We start from the raw sequence: 18,423 nt of genomic DNA, 5'->3' as shown, positions 1-18,423 counted from the left end.
TCTGTCTCTTTTCAAAGCTTTATCTTCTTTAATCAATATGCATTTTTATTAATGAACCCTTTAAAGAATGTCAAAAAGATAATTTTAAAATCAAATCCCGGTGTCCAGTTTTCAATGTAATACAGATCGTACTCAATCCTTTTCTTAATCGAAGTATCGCCCCTGTATCCATTGACCTGCGCCCACCCGGTAATTCCCGGACGTACCTGATGCTTGACCATGTATCTTGGGATCTCTTCTTTAAAGCTCTCTACAAACTGCGGCCGTTCCGGTCTCGGACCAACAAGACTCATATCGCCCTTTAACACGTTAAAAAACTGCGGCAGTTCATCAATGCTTGTCCCACGCATAAACCTGCCGAAAGGCGTCACCCTCGGATCGTTCTTTTTCGTCCATTCTTTCTCCTCGTCACACTCTTGCTGAACAATCATAGAACGAAACTTGTACATATAGAACGGCTTGTTCTTCCAGCCAATCCTTTCCTGTTTAAACACAACCGGCCCTGAGTCCGTCAATTTCAAAATTATAACAACAAACAGCATCACCGGTGAAAACAAAACAATTGCTAACAATGCGCCGAAAATATCAATGCTTCTTTTTAGCATCCGGTTCAGCGTATCCATCAATGGAACATGCCGGATATTAACTACCGGAAGCCCTTGTATATCCTCTGTATACGGCTTCGTGGGGATGATATTATTATAATCTGGTATAAACTTCGTGTGTATTCCAGATTTCTCACACATAGACACAATTTCTTCCAGCCGATAGTATTCATTCAGCCCAAGTGTAATCGCAATCTCATCTAATCGGTTCTGAGGTAAGATTGTCAGCAGGTTTTCAATTGTGCCGATGATTTTGATTCCTTTATATTCAGTTCCTGCCGGATGATTATCATCCAAAATCCCCCTTACATTATAGCCCCACTCCGGATTGGCTTTAATACGGTCGATATACTGCTCTGCCGCACGGCTGTAGCCTACCAGAATCATATGCTTTTGATTATATCCATTTCTACGGATGTTCCTCAGTATCATACGCAGAACATTACGTTCCAGTACTTCCAGAAATATATTAACACATAAAAAGATAAATAGCATCTGTCTGGATATATCTGACTTTTTTGTCAGATACAAAAACAGTATCAAAACCATAACACCAATCACATTGGCCTGAACAACACGCCATGCTTCTAAACGTCTTCCAAGAACTCGTTTCGGTACATACAAATGAAACAGGTAATACAAAATCAAATACTCAGGTATAATCAGTATGAGCAGACGCATATATTCCCCACGGGAGTAATACCATTCATCCAACACAAAGAGTCCACTTTCAAATCGGAGATACCAGGACAGAAAATAAGCCAAAACAAGTACAAATGCATCTAACAGCACTTGAATCCGGTTCAGCATTTTTTGATTTTTCTTTATCATTTATAAACATCTTCCTTTATATTCCACCTTTATTTTCCGTATTATAATACTATATTTCATTCAAAATCTCAACTAGAAATACAAAAGACATATATTTTTAAGTAATATTTTTGTAACATTTTAAATTTTTTTGAAATATTCATTTATATTTGATATACTATATGCAAACAGAATGAATGAAACTCAAAATAGAAATGAGGGCACTATGAAAGTAACAATTATTATTCCTAATTATAATGGAAAACATTTTATGAAACCTTGTCTGGAGTCTCTTGAAAGTCAGACGAATAAAGACTTTCAGATTCTGGTAGTAGATAACCATTCCACCGACGGAACAATCGAATACATGAAAGAAACCTATCCAGAAATTGAGCTGATTGCATTAAAAGAAAATTATGGATTCAGCACTGCTGTAAATGTGGGAATCCGCCGTGCCAAAACACCTTATGTTATCCTGTTAAACAATGATACCATCGTTGACGAACACTACGTTGAAGAAATGATCTGCGCCATCGAAGCATCTCCTCATATCTTTTCTGTCAGCAGTAAGATGATTCAGATGTACAAACCGTCTCTGATCGACAGCGCCGGAGATATTTTCACGATTTTAGGATGGGGCATCTGCCGCGGCAGCAATAAATCTGTCAAACAGTATACCAAACCAGATTCTGTATTTTCCGCCTGTGCCGGCGCAGCCATCTATAAGCGCAGTGTATTTGAAAAAATCGGATATTTTGATGAACTCCACTTTGCATATCTTGAAGATATTGATATCGGTTTCCGCGCCAGAATCCTAGGTTATAAAAACACATACTGTCCGACTGCTCTCGTTCAGCATGTAGGCAGCGGAACAAGCGGATCCAAGTACAATACATTCAAAGTGAAACTTTCTGCACGTAACAATATTTGGCTGCTTTATAAGAATATGCCTCCATTACTGCTGCTGATAAATGCATTCCCTCTGCTGCTTGGCTTTCTTGTCAAAACGGTTTTCTTCTATAAAAAAGGATTTGGACAAGAATATGTCTCCGGCTTGAAAGAAGGGTTAAGGCGATGCAGAGAATGCCGAAAAGTCCCCTTCCGCATACAGAATCTTCCGCATTATATTCTTATCGAACTGCAATTAATCAGATATACATTCTCTTATGTAATAAGCCGGTTTTATTGAGCAGTCGTCATTAAAAAAGACCTCTGGGTATCCATCTCCATAATCAAACACCCGGGGTCTTTTTTATACTCGTTCCTAATTTAGATATATATTAAAATCTCCTTCAGAATAACTTCTCCGGATACATTCCTGCATCCACAAGCGCCCTGACGGATGCAACCACACTGTCCTTATCTTCTTTGTAGGTCACTCCAAACCACTTATCATTTGACTCCAGTACTTTGACTGCTATCTTATCTTCCTCCAGAAGACCGCCGATAATGGTAGGCAAAAGATATTCTGCTTTCAAATTGCCTTCTTCAATATTGGAAAGAAATATATCGAATCCACTCTTCAGAATTTGAAAGAATTCCGGATAAAGTCCCCACATATTCATGGAAACAACTGAATTTGCGTCTACAGCTCTTTCTCCCGTTTCACTGCGGATGACTGCTCCGTTATTACTCTTTTCAACTCCTTGCGTCTCTACGATATCCGTCAGCATTCTATTCCCATCCACATGGCAGATCCCTCTTGTCACGCTGCCGTTCTCACTCAATGTATTCTTCAGGACAAATCCCACCATACATATTTCCATCTTGTCAGATTTCTTTTTCTCTGTCAGATAATGGAATGCTTCTACATATGCCTGTTTTCCATAATAGTCGTCAGCATTGATTACAAGAAACGGAGAATCTACTACTTCTTTACAACACAGGATTGCCTGTCCGGTTCCCCATGGCTTTGTGCGTTCTTTGTACTGTTCTGCATAGTGTGATGGAATATCTGATGTTTCCTGGTATGCATACGCCGTATCTACAACTTTTTCAATCCGATCGCCTATCACTTCTTTGAAATCCTTCTCCAAATCTTTTCGGATAACAAAAACAACTTTATCAAATCCTGCCTCCATTGCATCATAAATCGAATAATCCATAATAATCTCGCCATTTGGTCCTATCGGCTCCAACTGTTTGATTCCTCCGCCGAAACGGCTTCCAATTCCCGCTGCCATAATGACTAACGTTGCTTTATTCATGTGTATTTTCTCCTTTTTACTCTTGCATATCTGATTTTCTGACTATTCTCCAAGTCCGTCTTCTACAATCTGAACCATAGCTTTCAATGCGTCTTCCTCGTCCTTTCCTTCACAGGCAATGGTAATCTCATCACCACTTTTGATACATGAACCAAGAACACTCAAAACACTTTTCGCATTGGCATAAATTTCCTCTCCCTGATTTTTCCTTTCTATGGTAATTTTGCACTCAAACTGTATTGCAGTCTTACAAAAGAGTCCGGCCGGTCTTAAGTGCAGCCCCGTCGGATTTTTAATTATAACCTCTTGTCTTACCATCGGGGAATCCCTCCTATCTTATTACTCTGTTGTCCCGGTTGATTCATTTTCCTCTGCCTTTTGTGCCAGAGTAACCGTAACTACTGGATTATTCATCAAAACAACATCGGAATCTACTGCTATATAGACCGGAACTTCATAAGTCCCAGGTTCTGTATAATCACGCAGATCAATAGAAGCCGCATTTTTGATGTCCAGTTTCTCCAGAAGCTCTTCTTTTCCTGTAAAATATACTTCCAGGTCTCCGCTTACTTCCATTGTCGCACTGAGATTTTCAGCAAGATTATTAATCCTGATCGAGCCTACCTGAAGCAGGAATGTTCTGGTTCCATCTTTCTCTACCATAACTGTAACAATCACATTATTGGCAGTCTCATCTGTCAGCGCCACACCTTCTGGAAGATATGGTGAAATATCAATCGTATATTCCCTCTTTGAATCTACGCCGCTGATATCAATTACCTTTGCAGGTATTTTAATAGAATCCAGTCCTTTCAGCGCCTCCTTTGTACCATATACCTTAATCGTCTCCGGCACACTGCTCAGTCCTGTATAATAATAACCTTCCGCAGGATTGCCTGATACCTCAAACTCCAGCTTCACTTTTTTACTCGGCAGAATCTGCACATTGACACTGACACCCTTGTCTCCAAGATTCATCTGTAAGCCATTCTGATCCATCTCATTGCCATTTCCATCAAAAATATGCAGACTTGCCTTAATCTCACAATCCTCTGATATACCAATTACATCTATTTTCGCAACAACTTTCTGGATATCCTCTATGGTACTTTCGGAACCGCTGATTTCAACCCGTTCGGGATTAACCTTCATTTCTCCCAGTTCATACCCATCCCTTGGATTATTCTCAGTCATAACAGAAATCGGAAAACTCTTGCTCGCCTCATTCTCCACCTTAATCAAAATATTATTCGGGTTAGTTTCTGTTGTTATCTTCAGACTCTCCTCATAGCCAGACACTACTGCTTTAATCGGGACTACCCCGGTATTGGAATCCCGCTGTCTCAGATCTACAACTGCTGTGATATCTCTTCTATTAATGTTGTTCAGAATAGAACGGGGTGCACGGACAACTACACGCACAGAGTCAATGTCATCCATAATCTTAAACTTTTTACCGTCATTCGTAATAATTTCTTCATTCTTGAGTGTAAACGGAATGTTACTGAATGCTTCGCTCTTAACCGGGTCGTCAATAAATCCAACCGCAAGCCAGAGTATCGCAGAAAATACAAGAGCAATGATTTTAAGTCCAAGATTGCTGGAAAACTTATGCAAATTAGTTTTCTTCATCTTTATGCCGTCCTTTCCGCAGACTAAACCGCTTCCTTGTATCCGGCATCCGGTACTGTATCTGAGACAGCCTTGTCTCAAGATATTCTGCCGTAACTCCGCGCACAAGCTGCCCGCCCATTGCAACAGATACTTTTCCCGTCTCTTCGGACACTGCGATCACAAGTGCATCACTAACTTCACTGATACCAAGCGCAGCCCGGTGTCTTGTTCCAAGATCTTTACTGATCTGCATATTATCCGATAACGGCAAATAGCAGGTAGCAGATGTAATCCTGTTCCCGCGTATGATAATAGCCCCGTCATGGAGCGGCGTATTATGTTCAAATATATTAATCAGAACCTGCCGGGAAACTTTACAGTCCAGTTCGATTCCGGTCATTTCATACTCAGTCAGATGAATCGCCTGTTCTACTACGATTAATGCGCCTGTCTTCACACTTCCCATATCAAAGCTGGCTCTTACAATGCCTTCTATTGTATAATCAGAAAATCTCTGATTCTCTTTATTCTTATCAAATAAAGAAAATGAACTGAATAGATTTTTCTCTCCCAGCTTCTCCAGTGCACGACGCAGTTCCGGTTGGAATACTACAACTGCTGCGACAGCCAGTACATTAATTGCTGCTTCTGCCAGATAGAGAATGGTATGCATCCGAAAAATTGCTGCAAACAGAATAAATGCTGCCAAAGTCAGCATTCCCCGCAGCAACATCCATGCCTTTGTATTTTTAATCCAGAGCATAATCTCATATACGATAACCGTAATAATCAATATTTCCAGAATATCGGTTAAACGAATAGCCGGAAAGTACCAGTCACCGATATATTTGTTCATAAAATTCTGAATCCATAACTGCATCTTTCCACCTCCGTTCTTCTCTTCTAATAATTTATTTTGTCCTCTTCAATATTTGCTTATTCTATCTAGCTGTGTCTCTCTATAATTCTTTATTATTTATCTTTTGGTCTTTCGTCCAGCCCCAGTTCTTTATTCAGACTTCTTGTCAGCAAAAGCTCCTCTGTATGCTCTATTGAATTATTTTCCCTTTTTCTTCCCACACCTGTTCTTCTCCCGGAAAACTCTTCCCTTTCTTCACTATCCTGACGCTCATTGATATGCTTCACACTCTTTTCCGGAACAGTCACACCTATTTTAGGAACTGCCTTTACATAATAATGATACTCGTCATCTTCAAACTCCAAATGTTCTGTACGCAGATAATCCACTGACAGAAATAAAATCTCTAACAACAATCCCACAACGATAGCCGCAATTCCGCTGATGAACAATGAATAATAGGAAATGTGAAGTCCCAATGCAACATTTCCTGCCACTGCGATAACAATCGCTGTTACAGCTCCTGCTCCCGTTGCAATTTTCCAGGAATGATCAATACCTCTGGATTTGATACCATATACAACAAGTACACATAAAACAACAGCTGCAACCATAATCCACATCTCTTTATTCATCAGAGACTGCTTCGTAAATGTCATCACTCCATCTACCAGTGCTTCTACACCGCCTCCTTCTCCTTTAAAAGAACTTGCCGATATTTTAACAAAGTGAAGCATATAATATGTAAATGTTCCGCATACTGCTGGTACAAGGCATACTGGACTTCCAAGAAGTCCAATCGCAACCGGAACCACAAGCGGCATCTGCAAAGAAAAGCCTGCCGCTGTTAACAATACAAGCCAAGCCTTCTTTGAAGAAAAACGAAAATAAAAGATATACATCAAAATAAAAAACAATGCGGCAACCAACGTAATCGGCAAAGACAATACATACAAATGCATCAGTATCAAACCTGTTGCCCCCAGTACCATAACAATCAAAGGAAGAAATGCGCAGACAACTGAAAGCCCGATTGTAACTACGACAGAAGATGCCGCCTTCATGAACCCCACATTATAATTAATCAATCCGAATATCAGCACTCCCAGCGCAAACCGCATACTAAGCGTAATATAAAACGAATACTTTGCATAAATCTCTTTCAACTGCTCTCGTATACTAAGTAATGTGCTCATAACCTACCTGTTCTCCTTTATATCCATCTTTTCCAAACGTGCCAGATCTCTGTAAAACTTCTTTACGCGCTGCTTCGCATGATTATGCTTCGCCTTATAAAAACTACTGGCACAGACACAATAGATAATAACCAGCATCAGATAAACACCCACTGCAATTCCTACCAGAAGAAACAGTTTATTCAAATCCAGATTCTTCAAAATCGCATCCATATTGCAAAGGGCATACAGACCAGCCACAATCACATAACCAACCGTAATCCACAAAAGTGTAATCAATGTATTCAAACTTGCATAATCTTTTTTATAATATGTACTAATCTTCAAATCCTGCTTAATATGGTTCTTTTCATATGCAGACATTCTTGCCATCAATCTGATTCTTCTTTTATCTAACATACCTGCCTCCCGAATATGTATCCAAGGTCTGTTTAGAATTAATCTTATGTCAACCCATCATTTTTAGTATAACATATATTCAGAGTCCTTGTCCAATGCTTATGGTTAAAAAAAACACTTTTTGAACACCTGCTTTTTTCAAGACTTTTGCAATCCTGTGTATCGTATTTCCTGTTGTATAAATATCGTCTACAAGTAAGACCGTCCTTGCCGGTTTCCAGTCTGTCCGTACCCCAAAAGCCCCTTTGAGATTTGTCTGACGCTCTTCATGACTCAGCTTTTTCTGGGGACTGGTCTTTTTAATTCGCACCACCGCATTTGTCTCCACTGAAAGCCCGGTCAGTTTTCCAAATTCATTTGCCAGCAATTCAGCCTGATTGAATCCTCTGCTTCTTCGTTTAGAAAAATGCAGAGGAACAGGGATAATCGTTTCAATTCTATTCATCTGAACCCAGTCTCCATAGTATTCTGCCATCTCCTGTGCAAAAATATGGGCATAATACCGTTTGTTATGGAATTTAAAGCGATAAACAGCCTGCATAACACTTCCTGTATGGATCCACAGACTCCTACCTTGCTCGAAGGCAAGTTTATGCTTTGCACAGTCAGTGCAGTATTCCTGTTCTTCCATTGGCACCGGTTTTCCACATTTCATACAGCGCTGCTCACCAATATAAGGAAGTGTCTGGTTACATTCTGTACAAATACAGTGCCTGTCCTTCTGTGTCCCTCTGCGATATCTCATCTTATTGCTCTGTGCCGCTGCAGTATTCTTGATTCCCCTGTTTTCTGTAATTATTTCTCCACAGAACGGACAGCGCGGCGGATAAAGCAAATCCAAAGTCCTTTCTAAAATCCCTCTGCAAATTCTTGTATACGTTCCGCCAAACTTGTATAACGGTTCTGTTCGTTTTCGTTTTGTATCATTTCCTGAAATACATCTTCACTCCCTACAATTGTAAGACACTTTTTTGCTCTTGTCACTGCTGTGTAAAGAAGGTTACGGTTATATAACAGTCTCGGTCCCGGCAAAAGCGGTATGATCACCGCCGGATACTCACTTCCCTGAGACTTATGTACAGTAATTGCATAAGCAAGTTCTAGTTCATCTACAGCTTCAAAAGGATATTTCACCTTTCTATGCTCGTCATATTCAACTTCCAAAATCCGGTCGTATTTGTTGATTTCAGATACAATCCCCATATCGCCATTGAAAATCCCCTGTCCGGTATCCACTGTCAATCCGTATTTTGTCCGTACCTCCCATTCTAGCTGGTAGTTATTCTTAATCTGCATAACCTTATCACCCACGCGGAAAATACGTCCGCCGATTTCTTCTTCCTCTTTCGATGGTTCCGGCGGATTTAAGTATCTCTGAAGCATATGGTTTAACCGCTCCACGCCAAGCAGCCCTTTCCTTGTCGGCGTCATGACCTGAATTTCATTTTGCAAAGCATCTACATATTTCGGAAGCTTTTGCTGAATCAATGTAATGATCACACGGATAATTGTATCTGCATCCTGTCGGCGCAAAAAGAAGAAATCACGGCTCTTGTTATCTGGCACCACCCGTTCTCCCGCATTGATCTTATGGGCATTGACCACAATATCGCTTTCTCCCGCCTGACGGAAAATACGTGTCAATGTCACTACCGGAAAACATCCAGATGCAATAATATCTTTCAGCACACTTCCCGCCCCCACTGATGGAAGCTGATCCACATCTCCCACCAATATCAAACGAGTCCCGACTACAACCGCTGATAACAAAGCATGCATCAATGACAAATCCACCATGGACATTTCATCAATAATAATCACGTCAGCTTCCAACGGATTCTCCCTGTTCTTTAGAAATCCGTTAACGCTGCCCTCTTCCTCCGGATTTCCGCTCACTTCCAGAAGCCGATGAATGGTCTGAGCTTCATATCCGGTCGCCTCCGTCATACGTTTTGCTGCACGTCCTGTCGGCGCTGCCAGCAATAACTCCATCCCTTCGTTTTCAAAAAACTGAATCATCGTATTGATTGTTGTCGTTTTGCCCGTTCCCGGTCCTCCGGTCAAAACCAGAAGTCCGTGCTTAATTGCTTCAATAACCGCCTTGTGCTGCATAATGTCCAGTGTAATCTTCTCACGTTCTTCTATTTTTTTTAGCCTTTTTTCCATCATTTCCTCAGGCATGTTACAATCAATGTCTAAGTCATGAAGCATTTTCGCCGTATTCAGCTCCAGATAATAAAAGTGTGCCGGATAAATGCGGTCTTCTCCATTCTCTTCTTTTAATATTACTTTTCTGTCAATGCATAAATCCATTACATATTTCTCTGCATCAATAATCTCCACATTTAAAAGCTGAATGGCTCTTTGCACCAATACTTCCTGCGGCAGATAAATGTGTCCCTCTCCTACAGCCTGCTGCAAAACATAAAGCAGACCGCTCCGAATGCGAAAATCTGAATCCGCATGAATCCCGATGCGAGAAGCGATTTCATCCGCAGTCTTAAACCCCACTCCGCCTATATTGTCTGCAATCTGGTAAGGATTCTCTTCCAGCACTTGATAAAGCTTATTGCCGTAAAACTGATAAATTTTCACACCAAGGGATGTGGAAATACCATATTTCTGTAAAAATATCATTGCCTTGCGCATATCTTTCTTTTCTTCTACCTGCGCAGAAATCTCCCTTGCCTTACGTTCACTAATTCCTTTCACTTCTGCAAGACGCTCCGGCTCCTCTTCAATAATCCGGAACGTATCTTCCTTAAATCTTCGGACGATCCGACCCGCCAGAGCTGCTCCGATCCCCTTAATTGCTCCGGAACCCAGATATCTCTCAATAGACATCAGGTCCTCTGGCTCCTTCACACGATGAGAGTTCACTTTCAGTTGTGTACCATATACATTGTGATTGACATAGTCCCCCTCCAGTTCCAGCAATTCCCCTTCATTAATATAATTGAAACTGCCTACACAGGTTACTTCCCCATCATCTGCATCAAGATTAAATACAGTATATCCATTTTCCTGATTCCGAAATACGATATGGTCTACATATCCGGTTACTGTTTCCACACTGTTTATCTCCTGTTTTTCATTTCTATCTTTTAGTAATCCCTGACTCCGCTCATAAATTCTACAAACTGACCTGTTCCAATTGCAACAACCTTCAATGGATCCTCGGCTGTTACCGTGCTGATTCCTGTCCGTTCCTCAATCAAGTCTTCCAGCCCGCGGAGCATAGCCCCGCCTCCTGTCAGTACGATTCCTCTATCCAGAATATCTGCAGATAACTCCGGCGGCGTCTGCTCAAGCACATTAATAACCGCCTCCACAATCTGACTTGTTGTTTCACGCAATGCCTCTTCCGTCTCGGATGATGTAACTGTCACGGTCTTGGGAAGTCCTGTTACCAGATTTCTTCCCTTTACCTCTAATGTCTCTTTGTCTGGAAGGGGATATGTGGTGCCAATCTTAATTTTAATATCCTCCGCTGTACGTTCCCCTATCAAAAGATTGTGCTTTTTCCGCATATATCGCACAATCGCTTCATCAAAGTCATCCCCTGCAATTTTAATGGATGTATTTACAACTGTTCCTCCCAGAGAAATCACTGCGATATCTGACGTTCCGCCTCCCACATCCACAATCATATTTCCGCAAGGCTTGGAAATATCAATTCCTGCGCCTATTGCCGCCGCTACCGGCTCTTCTATCAGATTAACCTCTCTTGCACCTGCTGCAAAAGTCGCTTCTTCCACCGCTTTCTTCTCTACCTCTGTCACGCCGCTGGGCACACAAATACTGATCCGCGGTTTCTTAAACGTCCGTCTTCCCATAGATTTCTGTACAAAATATTTGATCATTTTCTCAGTAACAGTATAATCAGAGATTACCCCTTGGCGAAGCGGCCTTACCGCAATAATATTTCCCGGAGTCCTCCCCAGCATCAGCCGGGCTTCCTCTCCGATTGCCTTGATCACATTGGTGTCTCTGTCAAATGCGACTACAGACGGCTCTTTGAGCACTACTCCCTTTCCTTTTACATAAACAAGCACACTTGCCGTCCCTAAGTCTATTCCTATATCTACAGACATATAAACGCTCCCTTCAAATTCCCTTGCTACTATTTTTTATATCATTTGTACTGTATGTCCTTGTCATCTGTATCCTCAGTGGAGCGTATTTTATGATATAGGAATCCATATTTTTTCATTATGAATATCCAATAAATATCACATGCCATTTCCTATAACATAAAAGTTGCACTACCAGTATAATCAATTTAGTCCAAAATAGAAACCCTTAATTTGTATTTTTTGTAATGTCCTAAAATTTTATACAGTCTGCACAATAAATGTACAGACTGTATAAAATATCATGATTCACTATAACTATATTACCGCATCTTGTACAATCAAATGCCTATGAAGGCAGATTACTATACAAGTCCTTATTTTTTCTTCAGAACCGCATCTATATATTTCCCTGTATATGACTTTTTACACTTGACAATCTCTTCCGGCGTGCCTGTAGCAACAACTGTTCCACCCTTGTCACCGCCCTCCGGACCGATGTCAATGATATAATCCGCAGTCTTGATCACATCCAAATTGTGTTCAATAACAATGACCGTATTGCCGTCATCCGCCAGTCTCCGTAAGATTTCTGTCAGCTTATGCACATCTGCAAAATGTAATCCCGTTGTCGGCTCGTCCAAAATATACACTGTCTTACCAGTACTGCGCTTGCTCAATTCCGTTGCCAGCTTGATTCTCTGTGCTTCTCCGCCAGAAAGCTCCGTAGACGGCTGTCCCAGTCTGATATAAGAAAGCCCAACATCATACAATGTCTCCATCTTTCTGCGGATACTCGGTACATGCTCAAAAAACTTCACCGCCTCTTCTACAGTCATGTTCAGTACATCGTAAATACTCTTGCCTTTGTACTTCACTTCTAACGTCTCACGATTGTACCGCTTTCCGCCGCATACTTCACAAGGTACATAGACATCCGGCAGGAAATGCATTTCAATCTTCAAAATGCCGTCTCCCGAGCATGCCTCACAGCGGCCGCCCTTTACATTAAAACTGAATCTGCCCTTTTTATAGCCCCTCGCCTTGGCATCCGGTGTTGCCGCGAATAAATCACGAATTAAATCAAATACTCCGGTGTAGGTTGCCGGATTGGAACGGGGCGTTCTTCCGATTGGTGACTGGTCGATGGCAATTACCTTATCCACCTGATCCAGTCCTTCGATTTTCTTGTGCTTTCCCGGAATGGTTCTGGCACGGTTCAAATCCCTTGCCAGACGCTTATATAAAATTTCATTGACAAGCGAACTCTTCCCTGAGCCGGATACGCCTGTGACACAGGTCATCACGCCAAGCGGGAATTCCACATTGATATTTTTCAGGTTATTTTCTCTTGCTCCGACTACTTTCAAATATCCAACCGGCGACTTCCGCGCCTCCGGCACCGGAATCTTCCTTTTTCCGCTCAAATATGCTCCTGTAACAGAATCCTTGCACCCCATCAGTTCCTGCGCTGTTCCTACTGCCACTACTTTACCGCCATGCTCTCCTGCACCCGGACCAATATCCACAATACAGTCTGCTGCAAACATGGTATCTTCGTCATGCTCTACAACAATCAAAGAATTTCCCAAATCCCGCAAACGCTTTAATGTCAATAGTAATTTATCATTATCCCGCTGATGCAGTCCGATACTTGGCTCATCCAAAATATACGCCACTCCCACCAGTCCGGAACCAATCTGGGTTGCCAGACGGATACGCTGCGCTTCACCGCCGGAAAGAGAACCTGTCGCTCTCGCCAGCGTCAAATAGTCCAGTCCCACATCCATCAGAAAACGGATCCTCGCTTTGATCTCTTTCAGAATCTGGTCACCGATCAGGTGCTGTGTATGCGTCAATTCCAGATTCTCAAGAAACTGCTGCAGTTTCTCAATCGAAAGCGCCGTCACCTCTGAAATATTCTTATCTCCAACTGTTACTGCCAGCGCGCTCTGCTTCAGACGCTGACCTTTACATTCAGAACACGGTGTAATATTCATAAATGTCTCATACTCTGCTTTTGATGCCTCTGAATGTGTTTCCCTGTATCGTCGTTCCACACTTTTTATCAGACCTTCAAAAGCCACATCATAGACGCCCTCACCACGCTGACCTTTGTAATGCACCTTAATATGCTGTCCGTTTGTTCCGTAAATCAGCACATCATGTATCTCTTTGGGATACTCCTCAATGGGGGTATCCAAGTCAAAGCCGTAAGCCTCTCCAAGTGCACGCAAAATTGCATTGGTAAAGCTCCCCTTATCAGCACAGGACTGCCAGCCCATCACTGCAATCGCTCCTTGATTGATACTCAGAGACGGATTTGGAATCATAAGTTCTTCTGAAAACTCCATTTTATATCCCAGTCCAAAACACGCCGGACATGCCCCAAACGGATTATTAAAAGAAAAACTTCTCGGTTCAATTTCTTCAATACTAACCCCGCAGTCCGGACAGGAAAAGCTCTGGCTGAAATTCAACATCTCCCCATCGATCACATCCACCACAAGCAGACCCTCTGCAAGACTCAATACGTTTTCAATAGAATCTGCCAGACGCTTTTCAATCCCCTGTTTTACAATAAGACGGTCCACAATAATTTCTATATTGTGCTTGATGTTCTTATCAAGTGTGATTTCCTCAGAAAGCTCGTACAAATTACCATCCACACGAACACGAACATATCCACTCTTCTTCGCACGCTCAAATAACTTGGCATGGGTTCCTTTTCGCCCACGGACAACCGGAGCAAGCAGTTGAATCTTCGTCCCCTCCTGCATAGACATAATATGGTCTACCATCTCGTCCACAGACTGCTTCTTAATCTCCTTACCGCATTTCGGACAGTGCGGGATACCGACTCTGGCATATAAAAGCCTGAAATAATCGTAAATTTCCGTCACTGTTCCCACAGTAGAACGGGGATTATGATTCGTTGATTTCTGGTCAATGGAAATTGCCGGGGATAATCCCTCAATACTCTCCACATTCGGTTTCTCCATCTGTCCTAAAAACTGTCTTGCATAAGAAGAAAGAGATTCCATATACCGCCGCTGTCCCTCCGCATAAATGGTGTCAAAAGCAAGAGACGATTTTCCCGAACCACTCAGTCCGGTCAGGACAACCAGCTCATTTCTTGGAATATCCACATCGATATTTTTCAAATTATTTTCATTTGCCCCTCGGATTTTAATATATTTCCGGGCATCCATTTTTATTCCCATAGTTCTGTCTCCTGTGTATTATTCTAATCACGATCGTTATATGTTTTTATGCCCCTTGCGGTAAGCGCATTTTCATTTATATTACTCTTCCATATCATGTAAAGCCTTTTTTAATTCAAGTAACTTGTCACGTAGCTCTGCCGCTGCCTCGAAATTCAAATCTGCTGCTGCCTTCTTCATCTTCTTTGTTACATCTGCAATCAACTTCTCCAATTCTTCCCTGCTCATAGACTCCGGGTCTTTCTCTAGCTGCATCTGTGCACTGTCAACTTTCTGTGAAATGCTGATCAGATCACGTACTGCTTTCTTAATGGTCTGTGGCGTGATTCCATGTTCTTCGTTATACTGCATCTGAATCTCACGGCGGCGCTTTGTTTCCTCAATTGCCATCCGCATAGAGTCAGTCACTGTATCCGCATACATGATAACATGTCCTTCCGCATTACGAGCCGCACGTCCGATGGTCTGTATTAATGAAGTTTCAGAACGCAGAAATCCTTCCTTATCTGCATCCAAAATTGCCACCAATGTAATCTCTGGAATATCCAGTCCTTCCCGCAGCAAGTTGATTCCCACAAGCACATCAAACACATCCAGACGCATATCACGAATAATTTCCGTTCTTTCTAATGTATCCACATCCGAATGCAAGTACTTTACACGAATTCCCACCTCTCTCATGTAATCAGTCAAATCCTCTGCCATACGTTTTGTCAGAGTCGTCACAAGAATTTTATTTTTCTTTGCGATCTCTTTATTAATCTCACCGATCAAATCATCAATCTGACCTTCTACCGGGCGCACTTCCACCTCCGGGTCCAAAAGACCTGTCGGACGTATCACCTGCTCTGCACGAAACAATTCATGCTCTTCTTCATACATGCCTGGAGTTGCAGACACAAACAAAACCTGATCTATTTTACCTTCAAACTCTTCAAAATTCAAGGGACGGTTGTCCTTTGCTGATGGAAGACGAAATCCATAATCTACCAGCGTTGACTTTCTGGACTGATCCCCATTATACATACCGCCTATCTGCGGCACCGTCTTGTGGGACTCATCTATCATCATAATAAAATCCTCAGGGAAATAATCAATCAGTGTATACGGCGCCTGCCCCGGAGCTAGTCCTGCAAGATGTCTGGAATAATTCTCGATACCGGAACAAAAACCCGTCTCCTTTAACATCTCAATATCAAAATTCGTACGCTCCGCTATGCGCTGCGCCTCCAGAAGCTTGTCCTGCCGCTTGAACTCCTTTACACGCTCCTCCAACTCTTCCTCTATCGCCTTTACAGCACGGTTGATATTCTCCCTGTCCACAACATAGTGCGATGCCGGAAAAATCGCTGCATGCTTCAGTTCGTCTTTGATCTCCCCTGTTAAAATGTCGATCTCCGTGATCCGGTCGATTTCATCTCCAAAAAATTCAATCCGAATCGCCGTGTCAGACTCATATGCGGGAATTACTTCCACAACATCTCCCCGCACACGGAAAGTTCCTCGATGAAAATCCATGTCATTGCGGTCATACTGAATCTCAATCAACTTTGCCATCAACTCGTCACGTTCCTTTATCATCCCCGGACGCAGGGAAATCACCATATTCTGATAATCCATCGGGCTTCCCAGACCGTATATACAGGATACACTGGCAATGATAATGACATCCCGCCGCTCAGTCAACGCCATTGTGGCAGAAAGACGCAGCTTATCAATTTCATCATTAATAGAAGAATCCTTTGCAATGTATGTGTCTGAGGAAGGAACATAAGCTTCGGGCTGGTAATAGTCGTAATAGGACACAAAATACTCCACGGCATTCTCCGGGAACATCTCCTTGAATTCTCCGTAGAGCTGCGCCGCAAGCGTTTTATTATGTGCTATAACGAGAGTGGGTTTCTGTAATTCCTGAATGACATTCGCCATCGTAAATGTCTTGCCGGAACCCGTAACCCCTAGTAAAGTCTGGAATTGATTGCCCTCTTTGAAGCCTTTGACCAGCTCGGCGATGGCCTGCGGCTGGTCGCCGGTGGGCTTGTAGGGGGCTTGTAATTTGAACTCTGGCATATGAAAACCTCCAATTTGTGACCGAAAAAAGTTTGCCTATTCGCCCGAAATTCGTGTAATTTGATTTTCGATTCGTGTAAAATGGGCTTGCAAAGCTGGCGAATAAGCGTTAAAATAGCAATTCCACGAATGCAGGTCACAAAACCGTATTTTTGAAACGAAACAACACTGAATAATACCAATCAGTACAGATAGTATTATCCAGTCATTTGGTTTTTCATTATAACATATAAGTCAAAAAAAGTACAGACCAAAATCGAACTTTTGTTCTGTACTTTTTTCATGCGATTTAATTATGCCAGTATCTTATTTTCATGCAAGAAACTCACTGATTTGTTCTATATAATTATCTTCTGAAAAATCAGTACCGCTTTCACATTCTTCCTTTGGGATTACTTCATCAATAAACGGCTGGAGATCGTCTAAGCAGTCTTCCTATGAGTTGTTCTTTATTTTACCCTTTATGTATACTAATAATATGTTCATAAGACTTTCCATTTATGGAATTTTGTAAAATCTCGCAAAATTCATTATCCAAATATCGCTCTACCCACCCCGATTCATATATCATAAAATATTCTTCTTTTGCCTCTATATCATCTCTGATATACTCTTTCTTTAACCAAAGAATACCTTGAGACATCTTTGCATGAAACTTTTCAATTAATTGTTTTCTATTTTCTTTTATATAATCCCAGATTTGTTTAATCCACCATGTCTCGTCTATATTTATTTCTTCCAAAAGATTCAACAACTTAATTACCGCCTGCTTTCTGAAGCCATTATGTTGACTTGTCGCATTAAACAAATACACTTGTAAGTATTTTTCAGAAATACAAACCAAACTATCATTCTCAATCCAATCAGAAACATGCGACCTATCCATTCTTTCCTCACAGAATAAAACCGGTTCAGGAAAATTCTCAATAAATTTTTTCGCTTTTTCTTCTTTTCCACATACTCTAAAATGATTCCACATATTTACTTTACTAACATATAATTTCCCATTATATATCATAATGTCAACATTATGTCTCCATATATCACTGCTATTTTTTATAGTTTTCAACATAACATAAATATTGCATGCATCTTTATCCAACTCCTTTTGGCCATTTTCAATAACTTCCATTACTTTTTTGAGTATTCCGGGCGATTCTAAACCGCCATTCCGGTGACACAGGTTCTTCCGCAATTAACCGTTTTGTAGTTTCCTATATTATCAAATATGTAGTATACTTAACATATCAAACGAGATGAGGAGGCTGTCAAATGCCAGGTTCACACAATACGTTATGTATAGATAGTTTTTATCCGGAAACGGAATTAAAGATAACAGAGATACAACAGGATAAGGAGCAGATTT

Annotated in this window: 14 protein-coding genes; 1 reads left to right on the top strand and 13 read right to left on the bottom strand. The window is 41.5% G+C overall.

The window, feature by feature from the left end:
- Nucleotides 1-32 precede the first annotated feature (32 nt).
- Nucleotides 33-1,436 carry an undecaprenyl-phosphate glucose phosphotransferase gene (locus NFS18_RS13150; RefSeq protein WP_251390859.1) on the bottom strand — a complete coding sequence of 468 codons (1,404 nt, stop codon included), beginning with the start codon at nt 1,434-1,436 and terminating at the stop codon, nt 33-35.
- A 205-nt stretch (nt 1,437-1,641) separates the two neighbouring features.
- Between NFS18_RS13150 and NFS18_RS13145 the strand changes: the two genes are divergently transcribed.
- Nucleotides 1,642-2,604 (top strand): glycosyltransferase family 2 protein, encoded by a 963-nt coding sequence (locus tag NFS18_RS13145; RefSeq protein WP_251390857.1) that lies wholly within the window; start codon nt 1,642-1,644, stop codon nt 2,602-2,604.
- Between the two features lie 103 nt (nt 2,605-2,707).
- Here the strand turns inward: NFS18_RS13145 and NFS18_RS13140 are convergent, their stop codons facing one another.
- From NFS18_RS13140 to NFS18_RS13085, 12 genes are all read right to left on the bottom strand, one after another.
- Nucleotides 2,708-3,622 (bottom strand): sugar phosphate nucleotidyltransferase, encoded by a 915-nt coding sequence (locus NFS18_RS13140; RefSeq protein ID WP_251390855.1) that lies wholly within the window; start codon nt 3,620-3,622, stop codon nt 2,708-2,710.
- A 42-nt stretch (nt 3,623-3,664) separates the two neighbouring features.
- A complete protein-coding gene (locus NFS18_RS13135; protein ID WP_251390853.1) occupies nt 3,665-3,940 on the bottom strand; it encodes an HPr family phosphocarrier protein in 276 nt (91 codons plus the stop codon).
- A 21-nt stretch (nt 3,941-3,961) separates the two neighbouring features.
- Complete coding sequence (locus NFS18_RS13130) at nt 3,962-5,254, bottom strand: CdaR family protein (protein WP_251390851.1); 1,293 nt, start codon at nt 5,252-5,254, stop codon at nt 3,962-3,964.
- Nucleotides 5,241-6,116 carry a diadenylate cyclase CdaA gene (gene cdaA, locus NFS18_RS13125; RefSeq protein ID WP_251390849.1) on the bottom strand — a complete coding sequence of 292 codons (876 nt, stop codon included), beginning with the start codon at nt 6,114-6,116 and terminating at the stop codon, nt 5,241-5,243. The genes NFS18_RS13130 and cdaA overlap by 14 nt, the downstream gene beginning before the upstream one ends.
- 92 nt (nt 6,117-6,208) lie before the next feature.
- Nucleotides 6,209-7,291, bottom strand: coding sequence for a hypothetical protein (locus NFS18_RS13120; RefSeq protein ID WP_251390847.1), 1,083 nt, complete (start codon nt 7,289-7,291; stop codon nt 6,209-6,211).
- Nucleotides 7,292-7,294: 3 nt separating this feature from the next.
- Nucleotides 7,295-7,690 (bottom strand): hypothetical protein, encoded by a 396-nt coding sequence (locus NFS18_RS13115; RefSeq protein ID WP_251390845.1) that lies wholly within the window; start codon nt 7,688-7,690, stop codon nt 7,295-7,297.
- A gap of 79 nt (nt 7,691-7,769) precedes the next feature.
- Nucleotides 7,770-8,525, bottom strand: coding sequence for a ComF family protein (locus NFS18_RS13110; RefSeq protein ID WP_251390843.1), 756 nt, complete (start codon nt 8,523-8,525; stop codon nt 7,770-7,772).
- A gap of 14 nt (nt 8,526-8,539) precedes the next feature.
- Nucleotides 8,540-10,762, bottom strand: a complete 2,223-nt coding sequence (gene recD2 / locus NFS18_RS13105) for an SF1B family DNA helicase RecD2 (RefSeq protein WP_251390841.1) — start codon at nt 10,760-10,762, stop codon at nt 8,540-8,542.
- 32 nt (nt 10,763-10,794) lie between these two features.
- Nucleotides 10,795-11,784: a rod shape-determining protein gene (gene mreB / locus NFS18_RS13100; protein WP_251390839.1), complete on the bottom strand. Its 990-nt coding sequence runs from the start codon at nt 11,782-11,784 to the stop codon at nt 10,795-10,797.
- A gap of 356 nt (nt 11,785-12,140) precedes the next feature.
- Nucleotides 12,141-14,987, bottom strand: coding sequence for an excinuclease ABC subunit UvrA (gene uvrA, locus NFS18_RS13095; protein ID WP_251390838.1), 2,847 nt, complete (start codon nt 14,985-14,987; stop codon nt 12,141-12,143).
- An 81-nt stretch (nt 14,988-15,068) separates the two neighbouring features.
- Complete coding sequence (gene uvrB, locus NFS18_RS13090) at nt 15,069-17,057, bottom strand: excinuclease ABC subunit UvrB (RefSeq protein WP_251390835.1); 1,989 nt, start codon at nt 17,055-17,057, stop codon at nt 15,069-15,071.
- A gap of 454 nt (nt 17,058-17,511) precedes the next feature.
- Nucleotides 17,512-18,189, bottom strand: a complete 678-nt coding sequence (locus tag NFS18_RS13085) for a hypothetical protein (RefSeq protein ID WP_251390833.1) — start codon at nt 18,187-18,189, stop codon at nt 17,512-17,514.
- Nucleotides 18,190-18,423 lie beyond the last annotated feature (234 nt).

Origin of the sequence: Mediterraneibacter agrestimuris (assembly GCF_943193195.1) — a bacterium.
Classification (GTDB): domain Bacteria; phylum Bacillota; class Clostridia; order Lachnospirales; family Lachnospiraceae; genus Schaedlerella; species Schaedlerella agrestimuris.
The sequence above is the reverse complement of the archived record's forward strand: the minus strand, read 5'-3'. Positions and strand labels throughout refer to the sequence as shown.